14 protein-coding genes are annotated in these 16,911 nt (G+C 70.1%); 10 read left to right on the top strand and 4 right to left on the bottom strand.

Going from position 1 to position 16,911, the window contains the following annotated elements:
* Positions 1–23 precede the first annotated feature (23 nt).
* The 10 genes from ACFWU3_RS02370 to ACFWU3_RS02325 all read left to right on the top strand — a co-directional run bounded on the left by ACFWU3_RS02370 (position 24) and on the right by ACFWU3_RS02325 (position 12,340).
* The gene (locus ACFWU3_RS02370; protein WP_384429900.1) at positions 24–2,969 is read left to right on the top strand and encodes a M14 family zinc carboxypeptidase; all 2,946 of its coding nucleotides are present in this window, start codon (positions 24–26) and stop codon (positions 2,967–2,969) included.
* A 203-nt stretch (positions 2,970–3,172) separates the two neighbouring features.
* The gene (gap, locus tag ACFWU3_RS02365) at positions 3,173–4,183 is read left to right on the top strand and encodes a type I glyceraldehyde-3-phosphate dehydrogenase (RefSeq protein WP_313947015.1); all 1,011 of its coding nucleotides are present in this window, start codon (positions 3,173–3,175) and stop codon (positions 4,181–4,183) included.
* A gap of 112 nt (positions 4,184–4,295) precedes the next feature.
* Entirely contained in the window at positions 4,296–5,507 is a 1,212-nt protein-coding gene (locus ACFWU3_RS02360; RefSeq protein WP_384429898.1) for a phosphoglycerate kinase, read from the top strand.
* Between the two features lie 7 nt (positions 5,508–5,514).
* A complete protein-coding gene (gene tpiA / locus ACFWU3_RS02355) occupies positions 5,515–6,291 on the top strand; it encodes a triose-phosphate isomerase (protein WP_384429897.1) in 777 nt (258 codons plus the stop codon).
* A 119-nt stretch (positions 6,292–6,410) separates the two neighbouring features.
* Positions 6,411–6,641 (top strand): preprotein translocase subunit SecG, encoded by a 231-nt coding sequence (gene secG / locus ACFWU3_RS02350; protein WP_313949056.1) that lies wholly within the window; start codon positions 6,411–6,413, stop codon positions 6,639–6,641.
* A 134-nt stretch (positions 6,642–6,775) separates the two neighbouring features.
* On the top strand, positions 6,776–7,111 hold the full coding sequence (locus ACFWU3_RS02345) for an RNA polymerase-binding protein RbpA (protein ID WP_003957010.1): 336 nt from the start codon (positions 6,776–6,778) through the stop codon (positions 7,109–7,111).
* Between the two features lie 126 nt (positions 7,112–7,237).
* On the top strand, positions 7,238–8,449 hold the full coding sequence (locus tag ACFWU3_RS02340; protein WP_384429895.1) for an MFS transporter: 1,212 nt from the start codon (positions 7,238–7,240) through the stop codon (positions 8,447–8,449).
* A 57-nt stretch (positions 8,450–8,506) separates the two neighbouring features.
* Positions 8,507–10,159: a glucose-6-phosphate isomerase gene (pgi, locus tag ACFWU3_RS02335; protein ID WP_384430255.1), complete on the top strand. Its 1,653-nt coding sequence runs from the start codon at positions 8,507–8,509 to the stop codon at positions 10,157–10,159.
* A gap of 4 nt (positions 10,160–10,163) precedes the next feature.
* Positions 10,164–10,667: a PH domain-containing protein gene (locus ACFWU3_RS02330; RefSeq protein WP_313947019.1), complete on the top strand. Its 504-nt coding sequence runs from the start codon at positions 10,164–10,166 to the stop codon at positions 10,665–10,667.
* On the top strand, positions 10,664–12,340 hold the full coding sequence (locus ACFWU3_RS02325) for a PH domain-containing protein (RefSeq protein ID WP_384429891.1): 1,677 nt from the start codon (positions 10,664–10,666) through the stop codon (positions 12,338–12,340). The genes ACFWU3_RS02330 and ACFWU3_RS02325 overlap by 4 nt, the downstream gene beginning before the upstream one ends.
* Positions 12,341–12,476: 136 nt before the next feature.
* Here ACFWU3_RS02325 and pgl read toward each other — a convergent pair whose 3' ends face one another.
* From pgl to tal, 4 genes are read right to left on the bottom strand one after another with little or no spacing between them, the layout of a single operon-like run.
* Positions 12,477–13,259 carry a 6-phosphogluconolactonase gene (gene pgl, locus ACFWU3_RS02320; RefSeq protein ID WP_384429888.1) on the bottom strand — a complete coding sequence of 261 codons (783 nt, stop codon included), beginning with the start codon at positions 13,257–13,259 and terminating at the stop codon, positions 12,477–12,479.
* Positions 13,256–14,257: a glucose-6-phosphate dehydrogenase assembly protein OpcA gene (opcA, locus tag ACFWU3_RS02315; RefSeq protein ID WP_384429886.1), complete on the bottom strand. Its 1,002-nt coding sequence runs from the start codon at positions 14,255–14,257 to the stop codon at positions 13,256–13,258. The genes pgl and opcA overlap by 4 nt, the downstream gene beginning before the upstream one ends.
* Complete coding sequence (gene zwf, locus ACFWU3_RS02310) at positions 14,254–15,786, bottom strand: glucose-6-phosphate dehydrogenase (protein WP_384429882.1); 1,533 nt, start codon at positions 15,784–15,786, stop codon at positions 14,254–14,256. Before zwf ends, opcA begins: the two co-directional genes overlap by 4 nt.
* 5 nt (positions 15,787–15,791) lie before the next feature.
* Positions 15,792–16,910, bottom strand: coding sequence for a transaldolase (gene tal / locus ACFWU3_RS02305; RefSeq protein ID WP_384429879.1), 1,119 nt, complete (start codon positions 16,908–16,910; stop codon positions 15,792–15,794).
* Position 16,911: the final 1 nt, after the last annotated feature.

Here is a 16,911-nt window from a genome sequence, read left to right as displayed (position 1 = left end):
GCAGACACCAGCAAGGGGGGCTTATGAGACGCAGAGCGAGATCGATCCTCGCCGCGGCTTCACTGCTGACCGCAACACTTGCGGCGGCTCCGATCGCCCGCGCCGAACCCGGCGGAGGGAACGGCGACGGGCTGTCCGTATGGCACGCGAAAGTCACCAAGGCCCAGGTGCCCCTGATCCTCGCGGCGGGCGCCGACGGGCACGAACTGACGGAACAGGTGCCCGACAAGGGCACGGCGACCGTCGAGCTCTACCTCACGAAACGTCAGGCCGGTGAACTGCGCGAGCAGGGCGTCGGCATCACCGAGCACACCGTCTCCCCGGCGGCGAGGAACCGGGTCGCCGCCGCCGGTGACGGCGTCTTCCGCCCGTACAGCGGCGAGAAGGGCCTTCAGCGCGAGATCCTCGCCACCGCGCAGGCCAACCCCGGCCTCACCAAGGTCATCAGCATCGGCAAGACGGTCAAGGGCCAGGACATCCTCGCCCTCAAGCTCAGCAAGGGCGCGGCGAGGACGGCGGACGGCTCCAAGCCCGCGACGCTCTACATGTCCAACCAGCACGCGCGCGAGTGGATCACCCCGGAGATGACCCGGCGTCTGATGCACTACTACCTCGCCAACTACGGCAAGGACCCCCGCGTCACCAAGATCGTGAACAGCAGCGAGCTGTGGTTCGTGCTGTCCGCCAACCCCGACGGCTACGACTACTCCTTCACCGGCACCCAGCAGCGGCAGTGGCGCAAGAACCTCCGCGACAACAACGGTGACGGCGCGGTCAACACGGGCGACGGCGTCGACCTCAACCGGAACTTCTCCTACAAGTGGGGCTACGACAACGAGGGTTCGTCCCCCGACCCGTTCGACGAGACCTTCCGGGGCACCGGCCCGGCCTCCGAGCCGGAGACCAAGGCCATCGACCGCTTCCAGAAGCGCATCGGCTTCTCCTACGGCATCAACTACCACTCCGCGGCCGAACTGCTGCTGTACGGAGTGGGCTGGCAGGTCGCCACACCGACCCCGGACGACGTCCTCTACCGCTCGCTCGCCGGCACACCCGAGAACTCGGCGATCCCCGGCTACCGTCCGCAGGTCTCCTCGGAGCTCTACACCACCAACGGTGAGGCCGACGGGCACGCGGCCAATGTCAACGGGATGATGATGTACACCCCGGAGATGTCGACCTGCGCCACCGTCTCCAGGATCGATCCCCAGGACCCCTGGAACGCGGCCGACTGCGCCTCCGTCTTCACCTTCCCCGACGACGAGAAGCTGATCCAGCAGGAGTTCGCCAAGAACGTCCCGTTCGCGCTCTCCGTCGCCGAGACGTCCCTGCACCCGGACCAGCCGTCCTCCTCGCTGGGCCTGAAGGCCGCGGACTTCACCCCCGACCCCTTCACCGTCTCCTATGCGCGCGGCGATGACCAGGAAGTCTCCGTCGTGGCGCGCAAGTCGGTGCGCGACAAGGAGCTCCGCTACCGCGTCAACGGCGGCCGGGTCCACGACCAGGCGCTGAAGCCCTGGAAGGGCGGCGAGACCTACGGCGGCGAGGACAACATCCTCTTCGACGAGTACCGCGCCAAGGTCAAGGACGGCGACGTCGGCGACACGGTCGAGGTCTGGTTCACCGGCAGGACCCGGGCCGGAAAGGCCACCGCGAGCGAGCACTTCACGTACCGGATCGCCGAGCGGCCGCGCGGCGACACCCTCGTGATCGCCGAGGAGGGCGGCACCTCCGCCGCGAAGAACACGGCCGCCTACACCAAGGCACTCGCCGACAACGGCGAGCGCAGCGCGGTCTGGGACGTCGCCACCCAGGGCGTGCCGCACCGGCTCGGCGTGCTCGGCCACTTCGACACGGCCCTCTGGTACACCGGAGCCGCCGCACCGTCCTGGCCCACCACCCAGGCCGTACGCGACTTCGTCAACGAGGGCGGCAAGCTCATCACCACCGGTGAACGGGCCGGCGGCAACGCCGACCTCGGCGGAGCGCTCAGCGACGACTTCGCGCAGTACTACCTCGGTGCGTCGGGACGCGCCTCGCTCGCCGGGGCCGCGGACTTCCTCGGCACCGGACGCCTCTCCGGCGCAGCGGGCGCGCTCGGTGACGCACCCGGCAACCCGCTGGACGCGGCGGGTGCGTACACGATCACCTCGGACAGCCTGCCGCCCGCGCGGTTCCCGCAGTTCCGCAGCGCGGCCGCGGGCGACTACCCGGGCGTGAAGATGCCGTTCTCGCCGTACGAGGGGCAGTGGTACGCGGCGGCGAGCCACCGCAACTCCTCCTGGATGCGGCTGTCGCAGGCGGTCGATCTGACCGGCACCACCGCCGCCGACCGGCCGGCGCTGAACCTGCGGATCAGCTTCAACACCGAACCCGGTTACGACAACGCCGTCGTCGAGGTCCACACCGTCGGCCAGGACGACTGGACCACCCTGCCGGACAGCAACGGCGGTACACGGACGACCGTGCCTACCCAGTGCGACCAGGGGTTCTACGTCAACCAGCACCCGTTCCTGCGGCATTACCTCACCGTGGGATCCGGCGGCTGCACGGCGACCGGCACCAGCGGCGCCTGGCACTCGTTCACCGGTGCCTCCGACGGCTGGAAGGCCGCCTCGTTCGATCTGAGCGCCTACGCGGGCAAGCAGATCGAGGTCTCCGTCTCGTACATCACCGACCCCAGTGACGGCGGCCGCGGCATCTTCGTGGACGACACCAGGCTGGTCACCGCCGCCGGACAGGGCGCCGAGGGATTCGAGACCTCGCTCGGGCCGTGGACGACGGGTCCGGCACCGGAGGGCAGTCCGGCGCTGCGCGGGACCTGGGAGCGCAGCCAGGACCTGTTCCCGTCGGCGGCCGCGGTCACCACGCGGGACACCGTGCTGATCGGATTCGGCCTGGAACACGTCCCCGGCGCGACCGACCGCAGGAAGATCGTCGGCCGTGCTCTCGGCGCACTCGGGCGCTGACCCCGCGTGACGGAGACCGCGGCTCTCACCGCGGTTCCGGCGGCCCGTGCACCCTACTGAGGGGTACGGGCCGCCACCGCCACACAGGGGCCGTTCCGATGTCACTCCGCGGCTTCCGGAGAGGTAGGGTCGGAGGCGGTCGGGGACATCCCATACAACTCGCCGGCGTCGAAAACCGGCGTACCTAACGAGGAGATCGGTTCGTGACGATCCGCGTAGGCATCAACGGCTTTGGCCGCATCGGTCGTAACTACTTCCGCGCGCTGCTGGAGCAGGGTGCAGACATCGAGATCGTGGCTGTCAACGACCTGGGTGACACTGCGACCACGGCCCACTTGCTGAAGTACGACACGATCCTGGGCCGCCTCAAGGCCGAGGTGACCCACACCGCCGACACCATCACGGTCGACGGCCACACGATCAAGGTGCTCTCCGAGCGCAACCCCGCCGACATCCCGTGGGGCGAGCTGGGCGTCGACATCGTCGTCGAGTCGACCGGCATCTTCACGAAGAAGGCGGACGCCGCGAAGCACATCGCGGGCGGCGCCAAGAAGGTCCTCATCTCGGCTCCGGCCAAGGACGAGGACATCACCATCGTGATGGGCGTCAACCAGGACAAGTACGACGCGGACAAGCACCACGTCATCTCCAACGCCTCCTGCACCACCAACTGTGTGGCGCCGATGGCCAAGGTTCTCGACGAGAACTTCGGCATCGTCAAGGGCCTGATGACCACGGTCCACGCGTACACCAACGACCAGCGCATCCTGGACTTCCCGCACTCGGACCTGCGTCGCGCCCGTGCCGCGGCCGAGAACATCATTCCGACCACGACGGGCGCCGCCAAGGCCACCGCCCTGGTCCTCCCGCAGCTCAAGGGCAAGCTCGACGGCATCGCGATGCGCGTGCCGGTCCCGACCGGTTCGGCCACCGACCTGGTCGTGACGCTCCAGCGCGAGGTCACCAAGGACGAGGTCAACGCCGCGTTCAAGAAGGCGTCCGACGACGGTGACCTCAAGGGCTTCCTGACCTACACCGAGGACCCGATCGTCTCCTCGGACATCGTCGGCGACCCGGCCTCCTGCACCTTCGACTCCTCCCTGACCATGGTCCAGGAGGGCAACACGGTGAAGATCCTCGGCTGGTACGACAACGAGTGGGGCTACTCCAACCGCCTCGTGGACCTCACGGTCTTCGTCGGCGGCCGGCTCTGACAGCTCCGACCGGCACCGAGAGCACCCCGATGTGAGCGACAGGGCTCGGGCACGCGCAGTGTGGCGCGGTTCGAGCCCTGTCGCACGTCCCGCCGTCCCAGGAGTTCTGACCATGAAGACGATCGACCAGCTTCTCGCCGAAGGGGTCGCGGGTCAGCGCGTTTTCGTCCGCGCCGACCTGAACGTGCCGCTCGACGGCACCACCATCACCGACGACGGCCGCATCCGTGCCGTCCAGCCGACCGTCGCCAAGCTCGCCGAGGCCGGCGCCCGCGTCGTCGTCGCCTCCCACCTCGGCCGCCCCAAGGGCGCCCCGGACCCGGCCTTCTCGCTGGCTCCCGCGGCCGCCCGGCTCGGTGAACTGCTCGGCACCGATGTCGCCTTCGCGACCGACACCGTCGGAGAGTCGGCCCGGTCCGTCGTCGCGGCTCTCGCGGACGGCCAGGTCGCGGTGATCGAGAACCTGCGCTTCAACCCCGGCGAGACGAGCAAGGACGACGCCGAGCGCGGCGCCTTCGCCGACGAGCTCGCCGCCCTGGCCGATGTGTACGTCGGCGACGGCTTCGGCGCCGTGCACCGCAAGCACGCCTCCGTGTACGACCTGCCGGCCCGCCTGCCGCACGCGGCAGGCGGGCTGATCGCCACCGAGGTCGGCGTCCTCAAGAAGCTCACGGAGGACGTGGCGCGGCCGTACGTCGTCGTGCTCGGCGGCGCCAAGGTCTCCGACAAGCTCGGTGTCATCGACCATCTGCTGGAGAAGGCCGACCGCATCCTGATCGGCGGCGGCATGGCGTACACCTTCCTCAAGGCCCAGGGTCACGAGGTCGGCATCTCGCTGCTCCAGGAGGACCAGATCCCGGCGGTCAGGGAGTACCTGACGCGCGCCGAGGAGAAGGGCGTGGAGTTCGTGCTCCCCGTCGATGTCCTGGTCGCCCCGGAATTCCCGGACCTCAAGACCAAGACTCCGGCCAACCCCACCGTCGTCGCCGCGGACGCGATCCCGGCCGACGAGGAGGGTCTGGACATCGGTCCCGAGACCCGCAAGCTGTACGCATCGAAGCTCGCCGACGCGGCCACCGTCTTCTGGAACGGTCCGATGGGCGTCTTCGAGCACCCCGACTACGCCGAGGGCACCAAGGCCGTCGCCCAGGCGCTCGTCGACTCCCCGGCCTTCAGCGTGGTCGGCGGCGGGGACTCCGCCGCGGCCGTGCGGATCCTGGGCTTCGACGAGAAGGCATTCGGCCACATCTCGACCGGTGGCGGCGCAAGCCTCGAGTACCTCGAGGGCAAGACGCTTCCCGGCCTCGCCGCACTGGAGGACTGACCCACTCATGACCACCCGTACCCCGCTGATGGCGGGCAACTGGAAGATGAACCTCAACCACCTCGAGGCCATCGCCCACGTCCAGAAGCTCGCCTTCGCACTGTCCGACAAGGACTACGACGCCGTGGAGGTGTCGGTCCTGCCGCCCTTCACCGATCTGCGGTCCGTCCAGACCCTGGTCGACGGCGACAAGCTGAAGATCAAGTACGGCGCCCAGGACATCTCCGCGCACGACTCCGGCGCGTACACCGGCGAGATCTCGGGCCTGATGCTGGCCAAGCTGAAGTGCACCTATGTCGCGGTCGGCCACTCCGAGCGCCGGCAGTACCACGCCGAGACGGACGAGATCTGCAACGCCAAGGTGAAGGCCGCGTTCCGGCACGGTCTCACCCCGATCCTCTGCGTCGGCGAGGGCCTGGAGGTCCGCAAGGCCGGCCAGCAGGTCCAGTACACGCTGAACCAGCTCGAAGGCGGTCTGAAGGACGTCCCGGCCGAGCAGGCCGAGTCCATCGTGATCGCGTACGAGCCCGTGTGGGCCATCGGCACCGGTGAGGTCGCCACCCCGGAGGACGCCCAGGAGGTCTGCGGGGCGATCCGCGGGCGGCTGGCCGAGCTGTACTCGCAGGAGCTCGCCGACCAGGTGCGCATCCAGTACGGCGGCTCCGTGAAGTCCGGAAACGTCGCCGCGATCATGGCGCAGCCCGATGTGGACGGCGCTCTGGTCGGTGGCGCGGCGCTGGACGCCGACGAGTTCGTCAAGATCGTCCGGTTCCGCGACCAGTGAGTATGCGGTAGCGCGGATCCGTCGTACCCTTGCGGGGGCCTGAGGCTGTGGAGCCCGGGCCCCCGCTCGTCCGTAGATGTCCCGAGAGAATTGCCAGGAAGTAGGGTCCAGCCGTGGTTATGGGGTTCTCGATCGCCCTGATCGCTTTCAGCCTGCTGCTGATGCTGCTCGTGCTGATGCACAAGGGGAAGGGCGGCGGCCTCTCCGACATGTTCGGCGGTGGCATGCAGTCGTCCGTGGGCGGCTCCTCGGTCGCCGAGCGCAACCTCGACCGCATCACCGTGGTGGTCGGTCTGCTGTGGTTCGCGTGCATTGTCGTACTTGGTCTGCTGATGAAGCTGGACAGCTGACCCGCGCCTTCCGCGTCCCGGGCTGGGGTGTAACTCCCACCACTGGACGAGCGTTGGGCCTTACGTAGACTGGGGCACCGCGGCGCAGCCGCTGTGAGAGGCTGTGCAGCACCATCACGCAGGGAGTTACGACCGTGGCAAGTGGCAACGCGATCCGGGGAAGCCGGGTCGGAGCGGGGCCGATGGGCGAGGCCGAGCGTGGCGAGTCCGCGCCACGCCTGCGCATCTCCTTCTGGTGCTCGAACGGGCACGAGACGCAGCCGAGCTTCGCCAGCGACGCACAGGTCCCTGACACTTGGGACTGCCCGCGCTGCGGGTTCCCGGCCGGTCAGGACCGGGACAACCCGCCGGACCCGCCGCGGACCGAGCCGTACAAGACGCACCTCGCGTACGTACGCGAGCGGCGCAGCGACGCGGACGGCGAGGCGATCCTCGCCGAAGCGCTTGCCAAACTGCGGGGCGAGATCTAGAACTTGCGTCCGGCCGGACACCTCACGGTGCCCGGCCGGTCTGCTTTTCCGCCCCCTCTCGTCGGCCGGGCCGACTGTCAGTGGCACCCCGTAGCGTTCCGGATCATGGGACGGGAAGGGGATGTTGTGACGACGGCCGAGACGGTGGAGGCGCGGAGCATCTCCTGGCGCGGGGGATTCGGACGGCTGTGGACGGCCGCCGTCGTCTCCAAGTTCGGCGACGCACTGCGACTTGCCGCCATGCCGCTGCTCGCCGCCTCGCTCACCGACGATCCGCTGCTGATCGCCTCGGTGACCGCCTGCGGGTATCTGCCCTGGCTGCTCTTCGGGCTGCTGGGCGGCGCGGTCGCCGACCGGGTGGACCAGCAGCGGGCCATGTGGGCCGTGGACCTGCTGCGCGGCCTGCTGATGGCGGCCTTCGCCCTGGCGGTCGGGCAGGGACTCGGCTCGATCGCCCTGCTGCTGACGCTCGCCTTCGCCCTCACCACCCTCCAGACGCTCTTCGACAACGCCGCGACCGCTCTGCTGCCCGCCCTGGTCCCCGAGGGCGCGCTGGCCGGAGCCAACGCCCGGCTGATGACCGCACAGCAGATCGTCGGGGCCTTTGTGGCCGCGCCCGTGGTGCCGGTGCTCCTCCTCGCCGGCGCGGCCGTGCCGTACGCGGCGGACGCCGTCACCTATCTCGTGGCCGCGGCCCTGATCGCCTCCCTGCGCCTGCGGGCGCCGGAGCGGGCGCCGAGGCCCGCCGGAAGCACCCTGCGGGCGGAGATCGCGGAAGGGCTGCGCCGGTTGTGGAGCGACCCCGCGCTGCGCCGTCTGTGCGTGGCCACCACCCTCTGCAACATCGGCATGGGCGCTCTCATCGCCACCCTCGTCGTCCATGTAACCGGCTGGCTGGACGCGGGCAGCGGGGCGTACGCGGCGGTGCTGACCGCCGTGGGCGCGGGCAGCGTGACGGGCGGGCTGCTGGCCCGCCGGCTCGCGGAGCGCGTCGGCCGCATCCGCAGCGTGTTCATCGCCGGGACCGTGCAGGCCGGCTGTCTGCTGATCACCGGGACGGTCCGCGCGTTGTGGGTGACGGTCGCCGCGATGGCGGTCTTCGGCGTCATGAGCATGGTGTGGAACGTCAACCAGGCGACGCTGGTGCAGGAGCGCAGCCCGGCGGACATGCTCGGCCGGATCAGCTCGGCGTTCCGCACCCTCGGCGTCGCCGGCGCTCCGCTCGGCGCGCTCGCCGGCGGCGCGGCGGCGGCCGCCTGGGGCGGTAACGCTCCGGCACTGCTCGCGGCGGCGCTGTTCGTGCCTGCTGTCGCCTCGCTGGCCGGTCTGATCAACTAGGTTGGAAGGGCAGCGGGGCATGCAGGCAGGTACAAGAGAAGTGGGCTGATGTCCAGAATGAACGCAGACGGCCGTACCAGGCTCAACAAGACGCCCGAATGGGCTGCTCTCGGCAAGCATCGCGAGCAGCTCGGACAGACGCAGCTGCGGGAGCTGTTCGCGGCCGACGCGCAGCGCGGCAGCAGGTACACCCTGCAGGTCGGCAACCTCCATCTCGACTACTCCAAGCACCTGGTGACCGACGAGACGCTGACGCTGCTGCGTGAGCTCGCGGCGGCGACCGACGTCACCGGGCTGCGGGACGCGATGTTCCGTGGCGAGAAGATCAACACCACCGAGAACCGCGCCGTCCTGCACACGGCACTGCGGGCCCCGCGGGACGCCGTCGTCGAGGTCGACGGCGAGAACGTGGTGCCGGCCGTGCACGCCGTGCTCGACAAGATGGCCGCGTTCGCGGACCGGATCCGCTCGGGCGAGTGGACCGGTCACACCGGCAGGCGCATCAAGAACGTCGTCAACATCGGTATCGGCGGATCCGACCTCGGCCCCGCCATGGCGTACGAGGCGCTGCGCGCCTACACCGCCCGCGATCTGACGTTCCATTTCGTCTCCAACGTCGACGGCGCCGATCTGCACGAGGCCGTCCGTGAGCTGGACGCGTCCGAGACGCTGTTCATCATCGCGTCCAAGACCTTCACCACGATCGAGACCATCACCAACGCCACCTCCGTGCGCGACTGGCTGCTCACCGAGCTGAAGGCCGGTCAGGAGGCCGTGGCCAAGCACTTCGTGGCCCTGTCGACCAACGCCGAGAAGGTCTCCGACTTCGGCATCGACACGGCCAACATGTTCGAGTTCTGGGACTGGGTCGGCGGGCGCTACTCGTTCGACTCCGCCATCGGCCTCTCGCTGCTCATCGCGATCGGCCCGGACCGCTTCCGGGAGATGCTCGACGGATTCCACCTCGTCGACGAGCACTTCCGGACCGCCCCCGCCGAGTCCAACGCGCCGATGCTGCTCGGCCTGCTCGGGGTCTGGTACGGCGACTTCTTCGACGCCCAGTCGCACGCGGTGCTGCCGTACTCCCACTATCTGAGCAAGTTCACCGCCTATCTCCAGCAACTGGACATGGAGTCCAACGGCAAGTCGGTGGACCGCGAGGGCAACCGGGTGGAGTGGCAGACCGGTCCGGTGGTGTGGGGTACGCCCGGCACCAACGGACAGCACGCGTACTACCAGTTGATCCACCAGGGGACGAAGCTCATCCCGGCGGACTTCATCGGCTTCGCCAATCCGGTCGATGACCTGCTGCCCGGTCTCGTCGCCCAGCACGACCTGCTGATGGCCAACTTCTTCGCACAGACGCAGGCGCTCGCCTTCGGCAAGACGCCGGACGAGGTACGGGCGGAGGGCGTGCCCGAGGAACTGGTGCCGCACAAGACGTTCCCCGGCAACCGCCCCACGACCACGATCCTCGCCGACGAGCTCACCCCCTCGGTCCTCGGCCAGCTGATCGCGCTGTACGAGCACAAGGTGTTCGTCCAGGGAGCCATCTGGAACATCGACTCCTTCGACCAGTGGGGCGTCGAGCTGGGCAAGGTCCTCGCGAAGAGGATCGAGCCGGTGCTCACGGAGGGCACGGGCGGCGGGGATCTGGACGGCTCGACCGCCGCACTGGTGGCCACCTACCGCTCACTGCGGGGTCGTTGAACCGATGGCCGCGGGGGAGGGGACGGTTCGGCTGAGGCCGCCGAACAACACGCTCAATGACCGGGTCGTCGGCTGGTGGCGGGTGCAGTGGCTGCTGCTGACGGGCGTCCCGGTCGTGGTGCTGGCCGTGCTGGGCGCCTTGATCGGGCCCGCCCGGACCTGGCTGCTGGCCGTCGCCGCAGGACTGGCGGTGCTCGGGCTGCTGTGCACCGCCTTCTTCCCGTCCTGGTGGTTCCGGGTCCACCGGTGGGAGGTCACTGACGAGGCGGTCTACGTCCGCAGCGGCGCCTTCTGGCAGGAGTGGCGGATCGCGCCGATGTCCCGCATCCAGACCGTGGACACCCTGCGCGGGCCCCTCGAACGCGCCTTCCGGCTGGCGACGGTCATCGTCACCACGGCCTCCTCCAAGGGCGCGATCAAGATCGAGGGGCTCGACCACGAGGTCGCGGCCGAACTCGCCGAGCAGCTCACGCACATCACCCAGGCGACGCCCGGGGACGCGACATGAGCACCGCGGAGGAGCCGGCCGCGGGGGAGGCCGCTCTGCCGGGCGCGGCGTACGGCGACGGCGAACGGACGGCGGGACCGGCGTCCGGCGAGAGCACCGCGGACGGGCAGGCATCCGGCGAGGACTGGCTTCGGCTCGACAAGCGGGCCCTGGTGGTGAGGGCCGCGGTGATGTCCGGCGTCGCGGGAGGCATCTGCCTGCCCGTCCTGCTGGGGCTCTCCGGCGGGGACTGGCTCCGTGGAGAGGCCCGCAGCGGCACCGGCATCGCCCTGCTGCTGCTCGGCGGGGTCCTGCTGGTGCTCGCCGGGGCGGGCGCGGAGTATCTGCGCTGGCGCAGGACCCACTACCGGATAGGCACCGAGCGCGCCGAACTGCGCACCGGAGTACTGCTGGTCAAACGGCGTTCGCTGGCCCGGGACCGGATCCGCAGCGTCGACCTGACGGCCAACCCCCTGCTGCGGATCCTCGACCTGGTGAAGGTGCGCATCGGCACCGGCGAGCACACCGGGGGTGAGTCGACGCTGGAGCTCAACCCCGTCACCAAGGCGGAGGGCGAGCGGCTGCGCCGGGAACTCCTCGGCCGCACCGCCACCGCCGCACCCGGCGAACACCGCGAAGGACAGCTCGCATCCGTCGACCTGGCGTGGATCCGCTACGCGCCGGTCTCCTTCGTCGCCCCGCTGCTCGGCGGCGCGGCGGCCGGCGGTGTGATGCAGGTCAGCGAGTGGTTCGGGGCGCAGGGCGAGGTCATCGACTGGGTGGGCGAGCGCTTCTCGCACACCTCCGTCCTCATGATGATCGTGGTGCTGCTGCTGGCGGCCGTCGCCGCCGGCGTCGTCGGCTCGCTCGGCCTGTGGATCGAGATGTGGTGGAACTACCGGCTGGAGCGCGAGCCCGGCGGCACCCTGCGGGTGCGGCGCGGACTGTTCACCGCGCGCTCGATATCCATGGAGGAGCGCCGGCTGCGCGGGGTGGAGCTGGTGGAGCCGCTCGGCGTACGGCTGTTCGGCGCGGCACGGGTGGACGCGGTCGCCACCGGTATCGCCCACGACGATCAGGACAAGCACGCCGACCTCAAGGTGCTGCTGCCGCCGGTGCCCCGGGCGGTGGCGGACGACGTGGCCGGACAGGTCCTGCGTGAGGCGCGGACCCCGACGGACGCCCCGCTCACGGCCCACCCGCGGGCCGCACGCACCCGCAGGCTGCGCTGGGCGCTGGCGACCGCGGTCCTTCCGCTCGCCCTGCTCACCGCGCTGGGCCTGTGGCTCACCGATGTCCTGCTCCACATCGCGGCGGTCTGCGCGGTCCTCGCGCTGCCGGCGGCGGTGCTCCTCGCCCTCGACGCCTACCGCAGCCTGGGCCACGGCGTGAGCGGCGGCTATCTCGTCACCCGCTCGGGCACGGTCCGGCGTGCGACGGTTGCGTTGCAGCGTGGGGGAGTCATCGGCTGGGTGGTGAAACAGTCCGTGTTCCAGCGCCGGGCCGGGGTGCTGACCCTGACCGCGACGACGGCCGCCGGAGCGGGCGCCTACGCGATCCTCGACGCCGACGCGAGCGAGGGTCTCGGCTTCGCGGCGGATGCTGTTCCGGGGCTGCTGGAGCCGTTCCTGCTGAGGGACGGGGACGCGCGGGGACGCGACGGCCGGGACGGCGGCGCGACCATCCCGGTATGACGGCCCCGCCGCCGGTACGCCGTACATCGTGAGCCCGCGCCCGCCCCCGTACGCCGACCGCCGCCGGCCCGGAGGAACAGGGCCGGCGGCGGTCGGAACAGAGGACTCCGTGGAGCCCGTCCCCTCAGGGGCGATGTCAGGGCGACGCCGGCGGGTAGAGATCACGCGGCAGCTCCGAGGCCGCAGCCCCGTCCAGCAGCCACAGCGTCCTGCTGCGTCCGTACGCACCGGCCGCGGGCGCCTGCACCTCACCCGCACCCGACAGGGCGATCTGCACCGCCTTCGCCTTGTCCTCACCGGCCGCCAGCAGCCACACCTCACGCGCCGCCCGGATCGCCGGGAGCGTGAGCGTGATGCGGGTCGGCGGCGGCTTCGGCGAGCCGTGCACGCCCACCACCGTGCGTTCGGTCTCCCGCACCGCCGGATGCTCCGGGAAGAGCGAGGCGACATGGGTGTCGGGGCCGACGCCCAGCATCAGGACGTCGAACCGGGGGACCGGACCGTGGTCCTCCGGACCCGCCGCGGCGGCGAGCGCGGTGGCGTACGCGGCGGCCGCGGCCTCCACGTCGCTGCCGTACGCGCCGTCCGAGGGGGCCATCGCATGCACCCGGGCCGGATCAACGGGAACCCTGTCCAGCAGGGCCGCGTGGGCCTGCGTGACATTGCGCTCGGGGTCGCCGTCGGGGAGGAACCGCTCGTCCCCCCACCACAGGTCCAGCCGCCCCCAGTCGATCGCGTCGCGGGCCGGCGAGGTCCCGAGGGCGTCCAGCAGCGCATTGCCGTTGCGACCGCCCGTCAGGACCACCGACGCCGAACCGCGCGCGGCCTGGGCGTCCACGATCTTCGTGATCAGCCGGGCCGCCGCGGCCTGCGCCATCAGCTCCTTGTCGCGGTGGACGACGAGCTGCGGCGCACTCACTTCGCTGCCGCCTTCTTTGCGGGAGCCTTCTTCGCCGGGGTGGCCTCGGCCTTGTCCGGTGCGATGTCCCCGCCGTCCGAGAGCCGGTGCACGCCGAACCGCAGCGCCGAGGCGTAGATCTCGTCGGGGTCCAGCCGACGGAGCTCCTCCGCGATCAGCTCGGCGGTCTCGCGCCGCTTCAGGGCGACCGCGCGATCCGGCTGCCCCTTGATGGACAGGGTGGCCAGCGAGCCGTCGGCCCGGTCCAGCACGATCGGACCGCACGAGCTCTCCATGCGCACGGCCGTGAGCCCGGGGCCCGCCGATCCGGTGCGCTTGACCGGCACCTTCAGCCGGTCCGCCAGCCACATGGCGAGCAGCTCGCAGCTCGGGTTGAACTCCTCGCCCTCCACCTCGACCGCGGTGACGTCGCAGGCCACCTGGTCCAGGGCGGCGGCCAGCATCGAGCGCCAGGGGGTGATCCTGGCCCAGGACAGGTCCGTGTCGCCGGGGGTGTAGGCGGAGGCGCGTGCCACGAGCTCCTTCACGGGCTCCTCGGCCGCATAGGAGTCCGTGACCCGTCGCTGCGCGAGCGCGCCGAGCGGCTCCTTGGCCGGGTCGAGCGGTGCGTTCACCGGCCACCAGACGACGACCGGGGCGTCGGGCAGCAGGAGCGGCAGCACCACGGACTGGGCGTGGTCGATGACCTCGCCGTACAGCCGCAGGACCACCGTCTCGCCGGTGCCGGCGTCCGTGCCCACCCGCACCTCGGCGTCCAGGCGTGCCTTCGCCCGGTCGCGCGGCGAGCGCGAGACCCGCTTGATGACGACGAGCTTGCGCGAGGGGTGCTCGCGCGATGCCTCGCTGGCCGCCTTCAGCGCGTCGTAGGCGTTCTCCTCGTCGGTGACGATGACGAGGGTGAGGACCATGCCGACGGCCGGTGTGCCGATCGCCCGGCGTGCCTGCACCAGTGCTTTGTTGATCTTGCTGGACGTGGTGTCCGTGAGGTCGATCTTCATGGCCGACGCCAGCTCCGTCCGTCTCGTGCGAGCATTTCGTCCGCCTCGTCCGGCCCCCAGGTCCCAGCCGGGTACTGGGCGGGCTTGCCGTGCTTGGCCCAGTACTCCGTGACGGGATCGAGGATCATCCAGGAGCGCTCGACCTCCTCGACCCGCGGGAAGAGGTTGGAGTCGCCGAGCAGTACGTCGAGGAGAAGGCGTTCGTACGCCTCGGGGCTGGACTCGGTGAAGGACTCGCCGTAGGCGAAGTCCATCGAGACGTCCCGTACCTCCATCGAGGTGCCCGGCACCTTCGAGCCGAACCGCAGGGTCACGCCCTCGTCCGGCTGCACGCGGATGACCAGGGCGTTCTGGCCCAGCTCCTCCGTCGCCGTGTGGTCGAAGGGCGAGTGCGGGGCGCGCTGGAAGACGACCGCGATCTCGGTGACACGGCGGCCGAGCCGCTTGCCCGTCCGCAGATAGAACGGCACGCCCGCCCAGCGGCGGTTGTCGATCTCGAGCTTGACCGCCGCGTAGGTGTCGGTCTTCGACTTGGCGTCGATGCCGTCTTCCTGGAGGTAGCCGACGACCTTCTCGCCGCCCTGCCAGCCCTCGGCGTACTGCCCGCGGACCGTACCGGTGCCGAGGTCCTTGGGCAGCTTCACCGCGCCCAGCACCTTGGTCTTCTCGGCGGCGAGGGCGTCCGCCTCGAAGGAGGCGGGCTCCTCCATCGCGGTCAGCGCGAGGAGTTGGAGAAGGTGGTTCTGGATGACGTCACGGGCGGCGCCGATGCCGTCGTAGTACCCGGCCCGGCCGCCGATGCCGATGTCCTCGGCCATGGTGATCTGCACATGGTCGACGTACGACCGGTTCCAGATCGGCTCGAAGAGCGTGTTGGCGAAGCGCAGGGCCAGGATGTTCTGGACCGTCTCCTTGCCGAGGTAGTGGTCGATCCGGAAGACCTCGTTGGCCGGGAAGACCTCGTGCACCACCTGGTTGAGCTCCTTGGCGGAGACCAGATCGTGGCCGAACGGCTTCTCGATGACGGCGCGGCGCCAGGAGCCCTCCTTCTGGTCGGCGAGCCCGTGCTTCTTGAGCTGCTGGACGACCTTGGGGAAGAACTTCGGCGGGACGGACAGATAGAAGGCGAAGTTGCCGCCGGTGCCCTGCTTCTTGTCCAGGTCCTCTATGGTCGCCTTCAGCTGCTCGAAGGCGTCGTCGTCGTCGAAGTCGCCCTGGACGAAGCGCATCCCCTGGATGAGCTGCTGCCAGACCTCCTCACGGAAGGGGGTGCGGGCGTGCGCCTTGACGGCGTCGTGGACCTCCTGGGCGAAGTCCTCGTCGTGCCACTCGCGCCGGGCGAACCCGACGAGGGAGAAGCCCGGCGGGAGCAGTCCCCGGTTGGCCAGGTCGTAGACGGCGGGCATCAGCTTTTTACGGGACAAATCGCCCGTGACACCGAAAATGACCAGGCCCGACGGCCCCGCGATACGCGGGAGCCGTCGGTCTGCGGGGTCACGAAGCGGATTGGCTTCGTACGTACCGGACAAGGTGGTCAGCCCTCCGAAGGGGCGAGGCGCTTGAGTTCGGCCTCGGTCGACTTGAGCAGGTCGTTCCAGGACGCCTCGAACTTCTCGACGCCCTCGTCCTCGAGCAGCTGCACGACGTCGTCGTACTTGATGCCGAGCTTTTCGACAGCCTCGATGGCGGCGCGCGCGTCGTCGTACGTGCCGCGAACCGTGTCACCGGTGATCTGGCCGTGGTCGGCCACGGCCTCCATGGTCGACTCCGGCATGGTGTTCACCGTGCCCGGCGCGACCAGCTCGTCGACGTACAGCGTGTCCTTGTACGCCTTGTCCTTCACGCCGGTCGAGGCCCACAGCGGACGCTGCTTGTTGGCCTGCGCCTTGTCGAGCGCGGCCCAGCGGTCGGAGGAGAAGACCTCCTCGAACGCCTCGTAGGCGAGCCGGGCGTTGGCCAGAGCCGCCTTGCCGCGCGCCTCCTTGGCCTCCGGGGTGCCCAGCGCGTCCAGCCGCTTGTCGATCTCGGTGTCCACACGGGACACGAAGAACGACGCCACCGAATGGATCTTCGACAGGTCGAGTCCGCGCTCCTTGGCCTGCTCCAGGCCGGAGACGTACGCGTCCATGACCTCGCGGTAGCGCTCCAGCGAGAAGATCAGCGTCACATTGACGCTGATGCCGCGGCCGATGGTCTCGGTGATCGCCGGCAGGCCCGCCTTGGTGGCCGGGATCTTGATGAGCGTGTTGGGCCGGTCCACCAGCCAGGCGAGCTGCCGGGCCTCGGCGACGGTGGCCCTGGTGTTGTGCGCCAGGCGCGGGTCGACCTCGATGGAGACCCGGCCGTCCTGGCCCTGCGTCGCGTCGTAGACCGGACGCAGGATGTCGGCGGCGTCACGGACGTCGGCCGTCGTGATCATGCGCAGGGCTTCCTCGACGGTCACCCTGCGGGCCGCGAGGTCGGTGAGCTGCTGGTCGTAGCCGTCGCCCTGCGAAATCGCCTTCTGGAAGATCGACGGGTTGGTGGTGACGCCCACCACGTGCTGCTGGTCGATCAGTTCGGCGAGATTGCCGGACGTGATCCGCTTGCGTGACAGGTCGTCGAGCCAGATCGCGACGCCTTCGTCGGAGAGGCGCTTGAGTGCGTCTGTCATG

Source organism: Streptomyces sp. NPDC058685, from assembly GCF_042714725.1.
Taxonomy (GTDB): Bacteria; Actinomycetota; Actinomycetes; order Streptomycetales; family Streptomycetaceae; genus Streptomyces.
The sequence above is the reverse complement of the archived record's forward strand: the minus strand, read 5'-3'. Positions and strand labels throughout refer to the sequence as shown.